Source organism: Streptomyces sp. NPDC107654 (assembly GCF_055639035.1).
The window spans coordinates 84,010-100,396 of sequence record NZ_JBVKBI010000002.1; the positions used below are offsets into that span (position 1 = coordinate 84,010).

The following is a 16,387-nucleotide window of genomic DNA, read 5'->3' on the forward strand; positions in this document are numbered from 1 at the left end:
GGGGCGCGGTGGCCGATACATGACGGCGCCCCGACCGCCGTGTTCCGCGGTCGGGGCGCCGAAAGCGCCGGTCGGACGGGGTCTAGCGGGCCGCGCGGTTCACCGCGGAGACGACCGCCTTCAGCGACGCACGCGTCGTGTTCGCGTCGATGCCGATGCCCCACAGGACCTTGCCGTCGATCGCGCATTCGATGTAGGAGGCGGCCTGCGCGGAGGCGCCCTCGCTCATCGTGTGCTCCTGGTAGTCCAGCAGGCGTACGTCGATGCCGATGGACTGCAGGGCGTCGAAGAAGGCCGAGATCGGACCGTTGCCGGAACCGGACAGGATCCGGTCCTCGCCGTCGACCGTGGCCTCGACGGTGAGGGTGTCCACGCCGTCGGTGTCGGTGGTCGACTGGCCGGTCTTCACCTGGATGCGGCCCCAGGGGTTCCGGGGGTTGGGCAGGTACTCGTCCTGGAAGACCGCCCAGATCTCCTTCGGCGTGATCTCGCCGCCCTCGGCGTCGGTCTTGGCCTGGATGATCCTGGAGAACTCGATCTGCATCCGGCGCGGCAGCTCCAGCTTGTGGTCGTTCTTCAGGACGTAGGAGACACCGCCCTTGCCCGACTGCGAGTTGACGCGGATGACGGCCTCGTAGGAGCGGCCGACGTCCTTCGGGTCGATCGGCAGGTACGGCACCGCCCACTCGATGTCGTCGACGGTGACGCCCTTGGCCTTCGCGTCGGCCTCCATGGCGTCGAAGCCCTTCTTGATGGCGTCCTGGTGGGAGCCGGAGAAGGACGTGTAGACCAGGTCGCCCACGTACGGGTGGCGCGGGTGGACCTCCATCTGGTTGCAGTACTCCCACGTACGACGGATCTCGTCGATGTCGGAGAAGTCGATCTGCGGGTCGACGCCCTGCGAGAACAGGTTCATGCCCAGGGTGACCAGGTCGACGTTGCCGGTGCGCTCGCCCTGCCCGAACAGGCAGCCCTCGACGCGGTCGGCGCCGGCCATCAGGGCCAGCTCGGCGGCGGCGACGGCCGTGCCGCGGTCGTTGTGCGGGTGGACGGACAGGCAGACGTGCTCGCGGCGGGTCAGGTTGCGGTGCATCCACTCGAAGCGGTCCGCGTGCGTGGACGGGGTCGAACGCTCCACGGTGGCGGGCAGGTTGAGGATGATCTCGCGGCCCGGGCCGGGCTGCCAGACGTCCATGACCGCCTCGCAGACCTCCAGCGCGAAGTCCAGCTCGGTGTCGGTGAAGATCTCGGGGCTGTACTGGTAGCCGAACTCCGTACCATCAGCCTCGGGGCCCAGCAGCTTCTCGGCGTACTCCATCACCAGGCGGGTGCCGTCGACGGCGATCTGCTTGATGTCGTCCTTGGAGCCGCGGAAGACGACCCGGCGGAAGACCGGGGCGGTGGCGTTGTACAGGTGGACGGTGGCCCGGCGGGCGCCCTTCAGGGACTCCACGGTCCGCTCGATCAGGTCCTCGCGGGCCTGGGTCAGGACGGAGATCGTCACGTCCTCGGGGATCGCGCCCTCTTCCTCGATGATCGAGCGCACGAAGTCGAAGTCGGTCTGGCCGGAGGCGGGGAAGCCGACCTCGATCTCCTTGTAGCCCATCTTGACCAGCTGGTCGAACATGCGCCGCTTGCGTTCGGGCGACATGGGGTCGATCAGGGCCTGGTTGCCGTCGCGCAGGTCGGTGGAGAGCCAGCGGGGGGCGGTGGTGATCCGCTGGTCCGGCCAGGTGCGGTCCGGGATGTCGACCTGCTCGTAGCGGCCGTACTTGTGGATCGGCATGGGGCTGGGCTGCTGGCGGTTGGCCATGATGGCGTGGGCTCCTCAGGATGTCCGGTATCCGAGTGGGCGGCCGACGACGCAACGCCAAGCTCCGCGGGGAGGGAGTCGGCCTCGACTACAGGCCCTCGCCGCGGCAGCTAAGAAGAAGCAGCCAGAAACGCATGATGCTCCGCAGCCTAGCCGAGCCGTTCCGGGGTGCGCGGGCCTGTCCCAGTATGCGGGACCGCACGACAAAAAGGGACAAAAAGTGCGCCGCACCACATCGCCGTACCACGTCGTCACGCAGGGTTGCGTCCCCTGTCCCGGTATTTCACCAATCATGGTGGCAGCTAGTGACATCGTCATCACGCAGTGCAATGGTGCGCATATGACGACCAACGGGGGCTTCCAGCCCGTCTTCTGCACGATCGTGCCGCCGCACGTCCTCGACCGGCTCGCCCGTCACGAGGACCCCGCGCTCTCCGGCCCGGCCCGCCGGTCCCTGGAGCACGACGCCTACCAGCGCACCAAGCGCCGCCTGACCACGGTGATCGGTGCGTCCGCCGTCGCCCCGCCCGCCGGTGCCGCCGCCGACCAGCCGCACCGCACCATCTACGACGCCGAGCACACCCAGGACCTGCCCGGCACCAAGGTCCGCGAGGAGGGATCCGACCCCGGCCCGGACGCCACGGTCAACCGCGCCTACGCGGGCCTGGGCGCCACCTTCGACCTGTACCTGAAGGCGTACGGCCGGCGCTCCATCGACGACAACGGGCTGCCGCTGGACGCCACCGTGCACTTCGGCGAGAACTACGACAACGCCTTCTGGAACGGCGAGCAGATGGTGTTCGGCGACGGCGACAACGAGATCTTCCTCGACTTCACCATCCCGGTCGACGTCATCGGGCACGAGCTGACCCACGGCGTCACCCAGCACACCGCCAACCTGGCCTACTTCGGGCAGTCCGGCGCGCTCAACGAGTCGGTGTCGGACGTCTTCGGCTCGCTGATCAAGCAGTACACCCTCGGCCAGACCGCCGTCGAGGCGGACTGGCTGATCGGCGCCGGGCTGCTCGCCCCGCGCGTCACGGGCGTGGCGCTGCGCTCGATGAAGGCCCCGGGCACGGCGTACGACGACGACGTCCTCGGCAAGGACCCGCAGCCGGCCAAGATGGAGGACTACGTCCGCACCGGCCGCGACAACGGCGGCGTGCACATCAACTCCGGCATCCCCAACCACGCCTTCTACCTGGCCGCCACCGCCCTCGGCGGCTACGCCTGGGAGAAGGCCGGGCAGATCTGGTACGACGTGCTGACCGGCGGCGAACTGCGGGAGGACGCCCTCTTCGCCGACTTCGCCACGCTGACGGTGAAGGCGGCCCGCGAGCGGTACGGCGCCGGGGGCGAACTCCAGGCCGTGCAGAAGGCGTGGGAGCAGGTGGGGGTGCGGACGCTGTAGTTCCGTACTAGACACGGACCCATGTGGATTCGAGTGCGACGCACGGGTGGTTTCGCGGGCATCGAGCGCCGGGCCGAGGTGGACACCTCCGCCCGGCCCGACGCCTCCGAGTGGGAGGCCCTGGCCGGACGCGTCCTCGCGGCCGGCGGGGACACCCCTCCGGCCGGGGTCCCGGACGGCTTCGCCTACGAGATCTCGGTGGACGGCCGCACCGTGTACGCGGCGGACCCCCGACTCAGCGAGAACGAACGGGAGTTGGTGTCGAGGGTGCTGAAGGAGGGTGCGTGACGGCCGTTCCGCGCAGGGGCGTTGACTTCCGTTACCGACGGTACGGATGATCCGGCCATGGCGACTGACGCAGGCACCCCGGTCCCCCGGTTCCCGCCCGGCTTCCTGTGGGGCGTGTCGACCTCGGCCCACCAGATCGAAGGCGCGGCCGGGGAGCGGGAGCCGTCCGTGTGGGACGTGTTCACGGCCGGGCCCGGGCGGGTGAAGGACGGCTCGACGGCGGCGGTGGCCTGCGACCACTACCACCGCTACGCCGAGGACGTGGCCCTCCTCGCGGACCTCGGCGTGGACGCGTACCGGTTCTCGGTCTCCTGGCCGCGGGTGAACTCCCCCGGCGGCCTGGACTTCTACGACCGGCTGGTGGACGAGCTGTGCGCGGCGGGCGTCCGCCCCGTCCCGACCCTCTTCCACTGGGACCTGCCGGCGGACCTGGACTGGCTGGACCGGGACACGGCGGCCCGGTTCGCCGACCACGTGACGGTGGTCGCGGAGCGGCTCGGCGACCGGGTACGGAAATGGATCACCCTCAACGAGCCCGCCGAACACACACTGCTCGGGCACGCCCTGGGCGCCCACGCCCCCGGCCGGCGGCTGCTCTTCGACGCCCTCCCGGTCGCCCACCACCAGCTCCTCGCCCACGGCCTCGCGGTACGGGCGCTGCGCGCGGCCGGCGCGGGCGACATCGGCATCGCCAACTCCCACGGCCCCACCTGGGCCGCCTCACGGCAACAGGCGGACCTGGAGGCGGCCGGCTTCTACGACGTCCTCCTCAACCGCCTCTTCGCCGAGCCGGTCCTCCTGGGCGAGTACCCCGAGGGCATGGGCGCCCTGATGCCGGGGGACGTGGAGGCCGACCTCAAGGTGATCGCCGAGCCGGTCGACTGGTACGGGATCAACTACTACGCCCCGACACTGGTCGGCGCACCGCAGGGCGGCGACACCGAGTTCGGCGGCCTGACGATGCCGGCCGAACTCCCCTTCTCGGTCCGGCGGATCGAGGGCCGCCCGGTGACGGACTTCGGCTGGCCGGTCGTACCGGAGGGCCTGACGGAACTGCTCACCGGCTTCCGCGAGCGTTACGGCGACCGGCTCCCGCCCGTCGTCATCACCGAGAACGGCTGCTCCTACGAGGGCGTGGACGACCAGGACCGGATCGCGTACCTGGACGCCCACGTCCGGGCCCTGCACCGGGCGGTCGAGGCCGGGGTCGACGTGCGCGGCTATTTCGTGTGGTCCCTGATGGACAACTTCGAGTGGGCCGAGGGCTACGCCCGCAGGTTCGGCCTGGTGCACGTGGACTTCGAGACGCTTCAGCGGACACCGAAGGCGTCGTACCGGTGGTACCGGGACCTGCTGCGGGCCCAGGGCCCGCACTCATAGGGCTCCGGCGTCCCGGGCGGACCACAGGGTCGGGAAGTGCGGCCGGTAGCCGAGTTCGCGACGGATGCGGTCGGTGGAGGCGATGGCGTACCAGGGGTCGGGGTCGGGGCCGTCCGCGGGCGGCTCCACCCCGAGGATCCGGTGGATGTCCAGGACGGTGACCGGGGCGTCGTCGGCGATGTTGTAGGTGCGGCCGTCGGCGCCGGGGGCGTACAGCAGGCGCAGCAGGCCCTGGGCGGCGTCGGCGACGTGCACCAGGTGGTGCCGCTTGGTGGCGGGCTGGGCGGCGGTCCAGCGGGTGATGCCCGGCAGGTGCGGGTCGCCGTCGCCGTAGACGAAGCCGAGGCGGCCGACGCGGACGTCCAGCCCGTCCAGCGCCAGCAGTCCGCGCTCGGCCTCCGCCTTGGCCTGCGGGTACGCCATCCACATCGGGCCGCCCGGCACGGTGGGGTCGTCCTCGACGAGCGGCCGGCCGCGGCCGGTGCCGTACGCCAGGATGGTGCCGGCCTGCACGAACCGCCGCACCCCGCGGGCGCGGGCCGCCCGGCCCAGCTCCAGCGCGGCGTCGCGGTTGACGGCCCGCATCTCCTCGTCCGTCACGCCCCGGAAGGAGGCGGCGATGTTGACGACGGCGTCGACTCCGGTGAGGGCCTTGCCGAGGACGCCGGTGTCGCGCAGGTCGCCGAGGACGGGTTCGGCGCCGAGGTCGCCGAGCCGGTCGGCGCGGGCGGGGTCCCGCACCAGGACCCGGACCCGCTCCCCGGGGCGCCGCTGGGCCAGCAGCCTGGGCAGGAACCCGGTGCCGACCTGGCCGGTGGCGCCGGTGACGAGTGTGGTGGACATGGTGGTGCTCCTCTCGGTGGACGGCTTCCACCCTCGGCGGCCGGAGCGCGGACCGGGAGAGACCTCCCGATCGTGGGATCGGCAGTCCCTGGATAAGCCGGGCGGGCTGCCCCACGCTGGAGGGGTGAACCGAGCAGAACTCGCCGACTTCCTGCGCCGTGGCCGCGCCCGGCTGGAACCGTCCGACGTGGGCCTCGCGGCGGGCGCCCGCCGTCGTACGCCCGGACTGCGCCGGGAGGAGGTGGCGTCGCTGGCCGGGATGTCGGTCGACTACTACACGCGCCTGGAGCAGCAGCGCGGCCCGCGCCCGTCCCGCCAGATGCTGACGGCGCTGGCGCGGGCGCTGCGCCTGACCGAGGACGAACGGGACCACCTCTTCCACCTGGTGGGCGAGGCGCCGCCACGCCGGGAGGGGGCGTCGCCCCATGTCCGCCCCGGCCTGCTGCTGGTCCTGGACCGGCTGTACGACTCACCGGCGCAGGTGGTGACGGACTGGGGGACGGTGCTGGCGCAGAACGCGCTGGCCAAAGCCCTGGTCGGCGACGCGTCCGCCCGTCCGGCACGGGAACGGAACCTGACCCGCCGCTTCTTCCTGGACCCGACGGCCCGTGCGCTGTTCCCGCCGGAGGACCTCCCGGCACACGCCCGCGACCACGTGGCCACCCTCCGCGCGGTGACCGCGGCCCGCCCCGACGACCCGGAGCCCGCGGCCCTGGTGACCGAGCTCCGCGCGAAGAGCGAGGAGTTCGCCCGGCTCTGGCAGAACCACGAGGTGTCCCTGCGCCGCCCCGCCACCAAACGCTTCCTGCACCCGGTGGTCGGCCTCCTGGAACTCGACTGCGAGGTCCTCCTGAGCCACGAGGCCCACCACCACCTCGTCATCCACACGGCCCGCCCCGGCACGGAGTCACACGACAGACTCCGGTTGCTGAGGGTGGTGGGCCTCCAGGACATGACCCCCCAGGGGGCCGCCGGCTAGAGGCCCGGCTGCTCGCGCCGCTGGACGACGGGCTCCTCGCATCGTCCACAGCCGCGGACCGGCCGCACCTGCGGCCACCGCCGCGCGGCCGGCGTCCCCGGTCTCCGGAACCCGAGCGGAGCCCCGTGGCAAGGGCCCTCAGCCGAATACGCCGGGCGAGCGGAGAACGAGGTCAGAAACCCAGCTTGCGAAGCTGCTTCGGGTCGCGCTGCCAGTCCTTGGCGACCTTCACGTGGAGGTCGAGGAAGACGGGTGTGCCCAGCAGTGCCTCGATCTGCTTGCGGGACTTGATGCCGACCTCCTTCAGGCGCTTGCCCTTGGGGCCGATGATGATGCCCTTCTGGCTGGGGCGCTCGATGTAGACGTTGGCGTGGATGTCCAGGAGGGGACGGTCGGCGGGGCGGTCCTCGCGCGGGAGCATCTCCTCGACGACCACGGCGATGGAGTGCGGCAGCTCGTCGCGGACGCCCTCCAGCGCGGCCTCGCGGATCAGCTCCGCGATCATGACCTGCTCGGGTTCGTCCGTCAGGTCGCCCTCCGGGTAGAGCGGCGGGCCCTCGGGCAGGAGCGGGACCAGGAGGTCGGCCAGCAGGTCCACCTGCTTGGCGCCCACCGCCGACACCGGGACGATCTCCGCCCACTCGATGCCCAGGTCCTTGCCCAGCTGGTCGATCGCGATCAGCTGCTCGGCCAGTGTCTTGGAGTCGACCAGGTCGGTCTTGGTGACGATGGCGACCTTGGGGGTCTTCCGGATCCCGGCCAGCTCCTTGGCGATGAAGCGGTCACCGGGGCCGATCTTCTCGTTCGCCGGGAGGCAGAAGCCGATCACGTCGACCTCGGCCCACGTCGTCCGTACGACGTCGTTGAGCCGCTCGCCGAGCAGCGTGCGCGGCTTGTGGAGACCGGGGGTGTCCACGAGGATCAGCTGGGAGTCCGGCCGGTGCACGATGCCGCGTACCGTGTGCCGCGTGGTCTGCGGCTGGTTCGCGGTGATCGCCACCTTCTGCCCGACCAGAGCGTTCGTGAGGGTGGACTTGCCCGCGTTGGGGCGGCCCACGAAGCAGGCGAAGCCGGCGCGGTGGACGGTCTCGGCCGGCTGCTCGGATGACTGGGTGCGAACGCTCATGCCGTTCATTCTCCCTGATCCACGGAGCACCGCCGTACCGTGAGGTTTCGGTGACCTTCACGCAACGAAACGTCACGGAAACACGGCCGTACGCGACCGGAAACCCGCACCGGTGACCCTCTGACGCAGTCCGCCCACCGTTGGAGACGCCCGTGACCCTCGCTGCCGCCGCCGTGAACACCGGTGACACCGCCTGGCTCCTCGCCGCGACCGCCCTCGTCCTGCTGATGACCCCGGGGCTCGCCCTCTTCTACGGCGGCATGGTCCGCACGAAGAGCGTCCTGAACATGCTGATGATGAGCTTCGTGTCGATCGCCCTGGTGACGGTGGTGTGGCTGGCGGCCGGCTACTCGCTGGCGTTCGGCGACGACCTCGGCGGAGGACTGATCGGCGGCCTGCACCACGCCGGCATGGCGCACATCACCCCAAACAGCGTGCACGGCACCGTCCCCACCGCCCTCTTCGCCACCTTCCAGCTGACCTTCGCGATCATCACGGCCGCGCTGATCAGCGGCGCGGTCGCCGACCGGACGAAGTTCTCGGCATGGCTGGTCTTCGTACCGCTGTGGACGCTGCTCGTATACGTTCCGGTGGCGCACTGGGTGTGGGGTCCCGGTGGCTGGATCCTCGCCAGGCTGGGCGCGCTGGACTTCGCCGGCGGTCTGCCCGTGGAGATCACCTCCGGTGCCTCCGGGCTCGCCCTCTGTCTGGTCCTGGGCCCGCGGCTCGGGTTCAAGAAGGACGCCATGCGCCCGCACAACCTGCCCATGGTGATCCTCGGCGCCGGTCTGCTCTGGTTCGGCTGGTTCGGCTTCAACGCGGGCTCCGCGCTCGGCGCGAACGGCCTCGCCGCCGCCGCGTTCCTCAACACGCTCGCCGCCGGCTGCACCGGTCTGCTCGGCTGGCTCTTCGTGGAGCAGCGGCGCGACGGCCACCCGACCACCCTGGGCGCGGCCTCCGGCGCGGTGGCCGGCCTGGTCGCGATCACCCCGTCCTGCGGCACGGTGTCCCTGCTCGGCGCCCTGGTCGTGGGCCTCGCCGCCGGTGTCGTCTGCAGTTACGCCGTGAGCTGGAAGTTCAGGCTGGATTACGACGACTCCCTGGACGTCGTCGGCGTCCATCTGGTCGGCGGGATCATCGGCACCCTGCTGATCGGCCTGTTCGCCGAGAAGGCGATGACCGGCGGGGTGGAGGGCCTGTTCTACGGCGGCGGGCTCGCCCCGCTCGGCAGGCAGCTGCTGGCCGTGGCGGCCGTGGCGGGGTACGCCTTCGCGGTGACGTACGGCCTGGGCACACTGCTCGACAAGGCGATGGGTTTCCGGGCGAGCGAGGAGCAGGAGCACACCGGTCTGGACCTTACGGTGCACGCCGAGACCGCATACGATCACGGCGTCCTGGGCCACGGCGCCCCGGTGTCCCACTCCGTCCTCCCCTCCGCCCAGAAGGTCAAGACCCAGGCATGAAGCTCATCACCGCCATCGTCAAGCCGTACCGCCTCGACGAGGTCAAGACCGCCCTGCAGGAGCTGGGGGTGCACGGTCTGACCGTGACCGAGGCGAGCGGCTACGGCCGGCAGCGCGGCCACACCGAGGTGTACCGGGGGGCCGAGTACCGGGTCGACCTGGTGCCGAAGGTGCGGATCGAGGTCGTGGTGGAGGACGCCGTCGCCGACGACGTGATCGACGCGATCGTCAGGGCCGCGCAGACGGGGAAGATCGGGGACGGGAAGGTGTGGGCCGTTCCGGTGGAGACGGTCGTCCGGGTGCGGACCGGCGAGCGCGGGCCCGACGCGCTCTGACCAGGAGCGCCCCGGTGAGCACACCGGCGGCGAACACCAGCGCCACCGGCAGCCAGGGCAGCGCGAGGAAGCCGGCGCTCGCCGACTCGCGGCTGTCCTGGGCGCTCGCGGTGAGCGTCACGTCCGCCCGGTCGAACTGGGGTGCCCCGCGCCAGGTCTCGGTGAGCCGTACCCGCTGCCCAGGCAGCAGTTCGGCGGGCACCCGGGTCAGCTCCCGGTCGAGCAGCGTACGGCCGAACAGTCCGCGCGCCGTCAGCTCCACCGTGGGGTGGAGGGTGACGTTGCCGGTGTTGCGCAGGGTGTAGGAGACGGTGGCGGTGCTGTCGCCGAGGCCGGGGACGAGCGGCTGGTGGTGGCTGACGCGCAGGTCGCCGACGGCGAGCGCGGGCAGTGTGGGACCGCCGACCCGCAGGTAGACCCGGGCGCCGACGGCCCGCTGGACGCCGAGGGCGAGACGGCCGGCGCCCTTGTCGATCCGCTCGTCCAGGGCGACGATCGCACCGGCGTGGTCGCCGGGCCCGGCACCGGCGGGGATGCGCAGGGTGAAGGGCACGGTGAGGGTCCGGTGCCCGGGCACGGTGATCCGGGACTCGGCGGGCCTGGCCCAGGCGCCGACCCCGCGCATCCGCTCCTTCAGCGTGCGGACGGCGAACCCGCCGTCGCGGGCGGTGTTGTAGGCGTCGGCGGCGTAGAGCCGGAAGGTGAGCGGCCGGGCGGTCCTGTTGCGGACGGCGACCTTGTCGGTGAGGGTCTGGCCCGGTTCGGCGGAGAGGGTGAAGTAGGGCCGCGCGGCGGTCTTCGAGGCGACCGGGTAGACGGACCAGCTGCCGTTGTCGGCGGCGCGGGCCACTGCCGTGGGCGGGCCGAGGAGCAGGGCGGTCAGGCTCAGGAGGACGTGCAGCTTGCGCATGGGTGCGGACCCCCACGGACGGGAGACAGGGGAACGGGCGGGTGCGGACGCCCGTGCGTTCAGGTGAGCGTCAGCGTGAGCACCCCGGAGTAGGCGCCGGGCGGCGTGAACGCCGGCACGTCCAGCGAGAGCCCGGCGTCGACAGTGAACTCACCGCCGGTCAGCGTGCCGTCGGGGGTGGACGCGAGGGTCGCGCCCGCGCTGCCCACGGTGCCCGCCGAACCGGCCTTGCAGGTGCTGGGGCTGCCCGCCTTGGTCGCGCAGGCCGGCGTCCAGCTCAGCCGGCCGGCGTCGATCCGGGCGCCGGGACCGGTGAAGTCGGTGACCTTGCCGGTCAGGGACCAGCCCGCGGGTCCGCCGCGGAAGTCCTTGACGGTCACCGTGTCGAGACTGCCGGTGGAGGCTCCGCCCTGGCCGAAGTCGACCCCGGACAGGGCGACGGAGTCACCGGCCTGGGACATGGAGAGGGTGCCCGCCTTGACGGTGGTGGTCAGCTTCTGACCGCCGGCCGGGACGGGTGTGTTGTCGTTGACGACGTAGGCCGCGGGGCCGGCGCCCTTGTCCGGGTTCCAGGTGCCGCCCTCGTAGGCCACGATCCCGGTCGTCGCCTTGTCGTGGACGACGAGGGTGCCGCTGAAGGAGCCCTGGGCGTTCGCGGTCACGGTCGCGGTGTCCGCGGTCTGGGTGTCGCCGGCCCGCCCGGCCAGGGTGACGGTGGCGCCCGGGGTGAAGTCGTGGCCGTTGACGGTGACGCCGGCGCCGGGGTCACCGGAGGCCGAACCGAGCGAGATCGCCCGGGTGTTGCCGGGCGTGCCGTCGGTCGCGGTGATGGTCTGGGAGACCGGGGCGGGCGGGGTGATGACGGTGCAGGGGGTGTCCAGCTCCAGGATGTAGCTGGTGTGGATGTTGTAGTCGCCGGGCGAGAGGGTGATCTGCCCGGCCTTGGTGACGGTGAACGTGCCGGTCATGGAGAAGGACGGGAAGGCGGCCTTCCCCGGCACCGGCGGGTTCTTCTTCGGTCCGGTGACGGTGACGGCGCCGCTCTGGGCGCCGCCGAGCGTCACCTTCCCGGTCGGGGTCATGATGTCGGCCGGCAGGGCCAGGTCGGTGGGGTTGCCGGCGGCGGCCTTGACCACGGTGTAGGTCACGGTGACGGTGTCGCCGACCTTGGGACTGGTGTTGTCCACCGTGACGTTGCCGGTGGTGGTGCCGTCGATGGGCGGGATGCCCGCGACGGCCGGCGGGACGCAGTGCGTGGCGAAGTCCACGTCGGTGCCGGCGGCGCCGGCCGGGCAGGCCAGCGCGCCGCCCGCGGTGACCGCGAGGGCGGTCGCCCCGAGCAGTGACGCCCAGCGCCACCGTCGGGCTCTTCGGGGTGTCGGACCCATGGGCCCCCTCCTGAGGGTTGCTGGCGCAGCGGCTCGTCTGCGCCGACAGGGGGCATTGATGTGGAGCGGGGGTGAGAAGTCAATGGAGATGCCGCAGAAAGCTGACGGATCATCAGTTTCTGCGGCATCCGGAACACATCGCTCGGTCGGGTCAGAACACGAACGGGCCGGGCGACTGCCTGGCCGAGGCCGTACAGGTCACGGTGACCCCGAAGATCACCATCTTCAGCGAGCCGCCGTACGCCTCCAGGCTGTCGCCGGCGGCCACGGTGCCGGGCAGCGGCCCGACGGTGACCGCCGAGCCGCTCGCCATGGCCGGGTTCTTCGTGCCGCTGAAGACGGTGGTGCCGCCGCTCGCCTTGACCATGGTGAGCGTGGAGGCGATCGAATCCTGGGCCACCGCGACCGGCGTCTTGATCGCGGTGGAGGTGAGGGTGAGGGTGGCCGAGGTGCCGACCTGGGTGGCGGTGAGCGTGGCCGTGCCGCCGCCGAAGATGCCGCAGTTCGCGGTGATGGTCGCCGACTGGGGGGTGACGGCGGCCGCGGTGGGGGCGAAGGCGAGTCCGGTGACCGCGAGGGACCCGGCGGCCAGTGCCGCACCCGTTGCCGTGCGCTTGCCTCTCATGGGGATCCGCTTCCCTTTCCTGGTGGGGAGTGCCGCGTGGGGACGGCCGACGGACGGGAAGGCCTGCGCAGGCGGGTGCGGGCACACTGCGCGGGGGTGCGGATCTGACGGTCCGTCGGAACGTATGGGCCCATTGACGCGCGGCGGCGGGAACCCAACAAGGTTGAATTCCAGCCGACCTTTTGTTCGGTGGCTCCCCGCGCGGTGCCGCCTCAGCCCGCGGAGACGGTGACCCGTACCGTGCCGTCGGGCGCGGCGAGCAGCACCGGCGTCCCGGCGCCCCCCAGGTCGGCGACGGCGGCCAGGTCCTCCGCCGGCAGGGACTCCGCCTCGCTCACCACCGCCGCCGCCTCCAGGGAGGCGGCCCCGGAGGCCACGGCCATGGCGACGGCCGTCCGCAGCGCGCTCAGCTTCAGCGAGGCGAGCTCCACCGACCCGGCGACATAGGTCCGCCCGGTGTCGTCCCGTACGGCCGCGCCCTCGGGCACGGTGTTGCGGGCCCGCGCGGAACGGGCCAGGGTGACGATCTTGCGGTCCTCGGGGTCAAGCGCGTTGCTCTCGGTCATGCCCCGAGCATACGAAGTCCCGGCCGGGAGTCAGTCGAGGGTCTGCACGATCTCGCTGCGCGCGCCCGTGTGCACCACTCGCCCCCGCGCGCCGTTCACCAGGGGAAGGTGGGGCGGCACGTGCCCGCACTCGACGTCGGCGACGATCGGCACGCCCAGCGGGCCCAGGGCGTCGAGGACGGCCTCGTGCTGGGTGAGGGTGCGACTGTCGGGCGCGTGGGTGCGGCCCACGAGGACGGCGGCCGCCCGGTCGAAGAAGCCGGCGAGGCGCAGGCCGTGCAGATTGCGGCAGATCTCGAACGCGTCGTCCTGGCAGGCCTCGACGTAGACGAGCAGCGGCTCGCCCACGGCGAAGGACGAGGTGTCCAGGTACGGCGTCCCGGTCAGGTTGGCGAGGATCTCGGTGCAGCCGCCGATCAGCCGGCCCTCGACGTCGACGTCTCCGGTGCCGTCGAGGCGGGTCCAGCCGCCCTCGGCGTCCAGGGTGAGGTCGCGGATGCCGGGGTCGGCGGCCCAGTCGTCCCAGCCGCCGGTCCGGTACCGGCCGGGCGGGGTCTGGGTGAACGGCTCGCCCTGCGCGGCGGTGACGATGTCGAGCCAGGACGCGAGGCCCTCGGGTGTGCGGTAGGGCGTGTCCATGAGGCGTGCACGGTCGCGACGCCGGTGCCCAGGGTCAGCGGGGCGATGACCGTGGAGATGTCGGACCAGCCGACCATCCACGTCGGCTCGGCCCGCGCGATCCGCTCGAAGTCGAGCAGCGGCAGCAGGTCGATCGCGGTCTCCCCGCCCCACGGAGGGATCACGGCCCGGACGGCGGGGTCGGTCAGCATCCCGGTCAGCTCGGCCGCGCGCTCCGCCGCCGGCGCGCTGACGTGCGTCGTGCCGTCCATGCACCGGCCGACGACCACCTCGTACCCGAGCGCCTCCAGGTCACGTACGGCGAGGTCGAGGCGGCCCCGGAGTTCCCGGGCCACCCCGCTGGACGGGGAGGTCACACCGATACGGTCACCGGGGCGCAGCGGGCGCGGGTATCGCACAGTCATGCCGGATTCTGACATGCACCCGACCGGCCCCGGCAACGGGATCACGGCCGGTCCAGCCGCAGCCGCTCCGCCCTCGGAAGACCCGCCACGACCAGGTCGTACGAGTCCTCGATCAGCTCCTTCACCAGCCGGTCGGGGAGACCGCCGTCCACCGTCACGGTGTTCCAGTGCCGCTTGTTCATGTGCCAGCCGGGGACGATCAGCCCCTCGTGCTCCCCGCGCAGCCGCAGGGCGTCCTCCGGGTCGCACTTGAGGTTGACCGTCAGGGGCCGCGCGTCCAGGCTGGTCAGCGCGAACATCCTGCCCAGCACCTTGAAGACCGACGTCTCGGGGTTGAACGGGAAGTCCTCCACCACCGCGTTGAAGGAGAGGCAGAAGGCACGCAGCTGCTGCGGGGTCACTCGGGTCCGACCTCCTCCGGGACCGGGACGGGGACCGGTTCGACCAGGACCGTCACGATCTTGTTGCGGCGGCCGGCCGCGGCCTCCGCCGTCAGCCGCAGGCTGCGCCCGTCGGGCAGGGAGACCTCCGCCGAGGCACCCGCGATGGGCACCCGGCCGAGCGCCTTGGCGAGGAGTCCGCCCACGGTCTCCACGTCCTCGTCGTCGTACTCCTCCAGCCCGTACAGCTCGCCGAGGTCGGTGATGTCCAGGCGGGCCGTGACCCGGAAGCGGTCGTCGCCGAGGTCCTCCACGGGCGGCAGCTCCCGGTCGTACTCGTCGGTGATCTCGCCGACGATCTCCTCCAGGATGTCCTCGATGGTGACGATGCCGGCGGTGCCGCCGTACTCGTCGATGACGACGGCGACGTGGTTGCGTTCCTTCTGCATCTCGCGCAGCAGGTCGCCGGCGTTCTTGGTGTCGGGCACGAAGACGGCCGGGCGCATCGCCGTGGAGACCAGGTCGCCCTCCGCCTCCCGGTTGATGTGCGTCTTGCGGACCAGGTCCTTCAGATACACGATCCCGACGATGTCGTCCTCGCTCTCACCGGTGACCGGGATGCGGGAGAAGCCGGAGCGCAGGGCCAGGGTGAGGGCCTGGCGGATGGTCTTGAAGCGCTCGATGGTGACCAGGTCGGTGCGCGGCACCATCACCTCGCGCACCAGGGTGTCGCCCAGCTCGAAGACCGAGTGCACCATCCGGCGCTCCTCGTCCTCGATCAGCGACTCCTTCTCCGCGAGGTCGACCAGCGCGCGCAGCTCCGCCTCGGAGGCGAAGGGCCCGCGCCGGAAGCCCTTGCCGGGCGTGAGCGCGTTGCCGATGAGGATCAGCAGCGACGGGATCGGCCCCATGACACGGGCCAGCGGCAGCAGCACGTACGCCGCCGCGGTCGCCGTGTTGACGGGGTGCTGGCGGCCGATGGTGCGCGGGGAGACGCCGACGGCGACGTACGACACGAGCACCATCACACCGATGGCGACCAGCAGGGCCTGCCAGGTGGCGGCGAACTCCTGCAGGCAGGCGTACGTCACCAACGCCGCGGCGGCCATCTCACAGGCCACGCGGACCAGCAGGGCGACGTTCAGATAGCGGGTGGGGTCGGCGGCGAGCTGCGCGAGCCTCGCGCCGCCCCGCCGGCCGGACTTCACGGCCTCCTCGGCCCGGAAGCTGGAGACCCGCGCCAGGCCCGCCTCCGCGCAGGCGGCGAGCCAGGCGACGACGACCAGCGCGATCGCGCCGACCACGATCTGCGGAGACATACGGCCCGCTTACGAGACGGTCGGCGCCGGGGACGGCCCGGTCAGGCCGTGCTCGGCCCGCCACCCGTCCACGATGGCGGCCTGGAGGCCGAACATCTCGGCCTTCTCGTCGGGCTCCTCGTGGTCGTACCCGAGCAGGTGCAGCACGCCGTGGACGGTGAGCAGCTGCAGCTCCTCGTCCATGGAGTGCTGCGTGGGCGCCTCCGCCCCCTGCTTCGCGGCGACCTCCGGGCACAGCACGATGTCGCCGAGCAGCCCCTGCGGCGGCTCGTCGTCGTCCTTGGACGGCGGGCGCAGCTCGTCCATCGGGAACGACATGACATCGGTGGGACCCGGAAGGTCCATCCACTGGATGTGCAGCTGCTCCATGGCGTCGGCGTCCACGACGATCACCGAGAGCTCGGAGAGGGGGTGGATGCGCATCCGCGCGAGCGCGTAGCGGGCGATGTCCAGGATCGCCTGCTCGTCTACCTCGGTGCCGGACTCGTTGTTGACGTCGATCGACATGGCCGTGCTGG

General features: G+C 71.9%; 16 protein-coding genes and 1 pseudogene. 6 read left to right on the top strand and 11 right to left on the bottom strand.

Translation table 11 applies throughout. The features are described 5' to 3' along the window. Window positions 1-82: 82 nt before the first annotated feature. The gene (gene leuA / locus ACZ7N4_RS03505; RefSeq protein ID WP_471353301.1) at window positions 83-1,813 is read right to left on the bottom strand and encodes a 2-isopropylmalate synthase; all 1,731 of its coding nucleotides are present in this window, start codon (window positions 1,811-1,813) and stop codon (window positions 83-85) included. Between the two features lie 340 nt (window positions 1,814-2,153). On the opposite strand from leuA, the gene ACZ7N4_RS03510 reads away from it, so the two are divergent. Genes ACZ7N4_RS03510 through ACZ7N4_RS03520 form a run of 3 tightly spaced genes read left to right on the top strand, consistent with a single transcriptional unit; the run spans window position 2,154 to window position 4,892 of the window. Beyond that, complete coding sequence (locus ACZ7N4_RS03510) at window positions 2,154-3,224, top strand: M4 family metallopeptidase (RefSeq protein WP_471353303.1); 1,071 nt, start codon at window positions 2,154-2,156, stop codon at window positions 3,222-3,224. Window positions 3,225-3,245: 21 nt separating this feature from the next. Further along, window positions 3,246-3,512 (top strand): protealysin inhibitor emfourin, encoded by a 267-nt coding sequence (locus tag ACZ7N4_RS03515; RefSeq protein WP_471353305.1) that lies wholly within the window; start codon window positions 3,246-3,248, stop codon window positions 3,510-3,512. 57 nt (window positions 3,513-3,569) lie between these two features. After that, window positions 3,570-4,892, top strand: coding sequence for a GH1 family beta-glucosidase (locus ACZ7N4_RS03520; protein WP_471353308.1), 1,323 nt, complete (start codon window positions 3,570-3,572; stop codon window positions 4,890-4,892). On the opposite strand, the gene ACZ7N4_RS03525 is transcribed toward ACZ7N4_RS03520, so the two are convergent. Next, a complete protein-coding gene (locus tag ACZ7N4_RS03525; protein ID WP_471353310.1) occupies window positions 4,887-5,735 on the bottom strand; it encodes an NAD-dependent epimerase/dehydratase family protein in 849 nt (282 codons plus the stop codon). The two genes, ACZ7N4_RS03520 and ACZ7N4_RS03525, sit on opposite strands and share 6 nt — an antisense overlap. Before the next feature lie 124 nt (window positions 5,736-5,859). Between ACZ7N4_RS03525 and ACZ7N4_RS03530 the strand changes: the two genes are divergently transcribed. Then, window positions 5,860-6,714 carry a helix-turn-helix transcriptional regulator gene (locus ACZ7N4_RS03530; RefSeq protein ID WP_471353312.1) on the top strand — a complete coding sequence of 285 codons (855 nt, stop codon included), beginning with the start codon at window positions 5,860-5,862 and terminating at the stop codon, window positions 6,712-6,714. Window positions 6,715-6,886: 172 nt separating this feature from the next. On the opposite strand, the gene era is transcribed toward ACZ7N4_RS03530, so the two are convergent. Beyond that, window positions 6,887-7,840: a GTPase Era gene (era, locus tag ACZ7N4_RS03535; RefSeq protein WP_470595506.1), complete on the bottom strand. Its 954-nt coding sequence runs from the start codon at window positions 7,838-7,840 to the stop codon at window positions 6,887-6,889. Window positions 7,841-7,992: 152 nt separating this feature from the next. Between era and ACZ7N4_RS03540 the strand changes: the two genes are divergently transcribed. Next, the gene (locus ACZ7N4_RS03540) at window positions 7,993-9,303 is read left to right on the top strand and encodes an ammonium transporter (RefSeq protein ID WP_471353315.1); all 1,311 of its coding nucleotides are present in this window, start codon (window positions 7,993-7,995) and stop codon (window positions 9,301-9,303) included. Beyond that, window positions 9,300-9,638, top strand: coding sequence for a P-II family nitrogen regulator (locus tag ACZ7N4_RS03545; protein WP_059249473.1), 339 nt, complete (start codon window positions 9,300-9,302; stop codon window positions 9,636-9,638). Before ACZ7N4_RS03540 ends, ACZ7N4_RS03545 begins: the two co-directional genes overlap by 4 nt. Here ACZ7N4_RS03545 and ACZ7N4_RS03550 read toward each other — a convergent pair. The 8 genes and pseudogenes from ACZ7N4_RS03550 to ybeY all read right to left on the bottom strand — a co-directional run bounded on the left by ACZ7N4_RS03550 (window position 9,532) and on the right by ybeY (window position 16,376). After that, entirely contained in the window at window positions 9,532-10,548 is a 1,017-nt protein-coding gene (locus tag ACZ7N4_RS03550) for a DUF916 domain-containing protein (protein WP_471353317.1), read from the bottom strand. The two genes, ACZ7N4_RS03545 and ACZ7N4_RS03550, sit on opposite strands and share 107 nt — an antisense overlap. A 59-nt stretch (window positions 10,549-10,607) precedes the next feature. After that, on the bottom strand, window positions 10,608-11,936 hold the full coding sequence (locus ACZ7N4_RS03555) for a beta-xylosidase (RefSeq protein WP_471353319.1): 1,329 nt from the start codon (window positions 11,934-11,936) through the stop codon (window positions 10,608-10,610). Window positions 11,937-12,087: 151 nt separating this feature from the next. Next, window positions 12,088-12,561, bottom strand: a complete 474-nt coding sequence (locus ACZ7N4_RS03560) for a hypothetical protein (protein WP_471353321.1) — start codon at window positions 12,559-12,561, stop codon at window positions 12,088-12,090. A gap of 212 nt (window positions 12,562-12,773) precedes the next feature. Then, entirely contained in the window at window positions 12,774-13,127 is a 354-nt protein-coding gene (locus tag ACZ7N4_RS03565; RefSeq protein ID WP_471353323.1) for a cytidine deaminase, read from the bottom strand. 30 nt (window positions 13,128-13,157) lie between these two features. Continuing rightward, window positions 13,158-14,170, bottom strand: a pseudogene (locus tag ACZ7N4_RS03570) (S66 family peptidase). A gap of 41 nt (window positions 14,171-14,211) precedes the next feature. Next, window positions 14,212-14,571 carry an MmcQ/YjbR family DNA-binding protein gene (locus tag ACZ7N4_RS03575; RefSeq protein WP_471353325.1) on the bottom strand — a complete coding sequence of 120 codons (360 nt, stop codon included), beginning with the start codon at window positions 14,569-14,571 and terminating at the stop codon, window positions 14,212-14,214. After that, window positions 14,568-15,869, bottom strand: coding sequence for a hemolysin family protein (locus tag ACZ7N4_RS03580; RefSeq protein ID WP_471353327.1), 1,302 nt, complete (start codon window positions 15,867-15,869; stop codon window positions 14,568-14,570). The genes ACZ7N4_RS03575 and ACZ7N4_RS03580 overlap by 4 nt, the downstream gene beginning before the upstream one ends. Before the next feature lie 9 nt (window positions 15,870-15,878). Beyond that, a complete protein-coding gene (gene ybeY, locus ACZ7N4_RS03585; RefSeq protein ID WP_270083898.1) occupies window positions 15,879-16,376 on the bottom strand; it encodes an rRNA maturation RNase YbeY in 498 nt (165 codons plus the stop codon). Window positions 16,377-16,387: the final 11 nt, after the last annotated feature.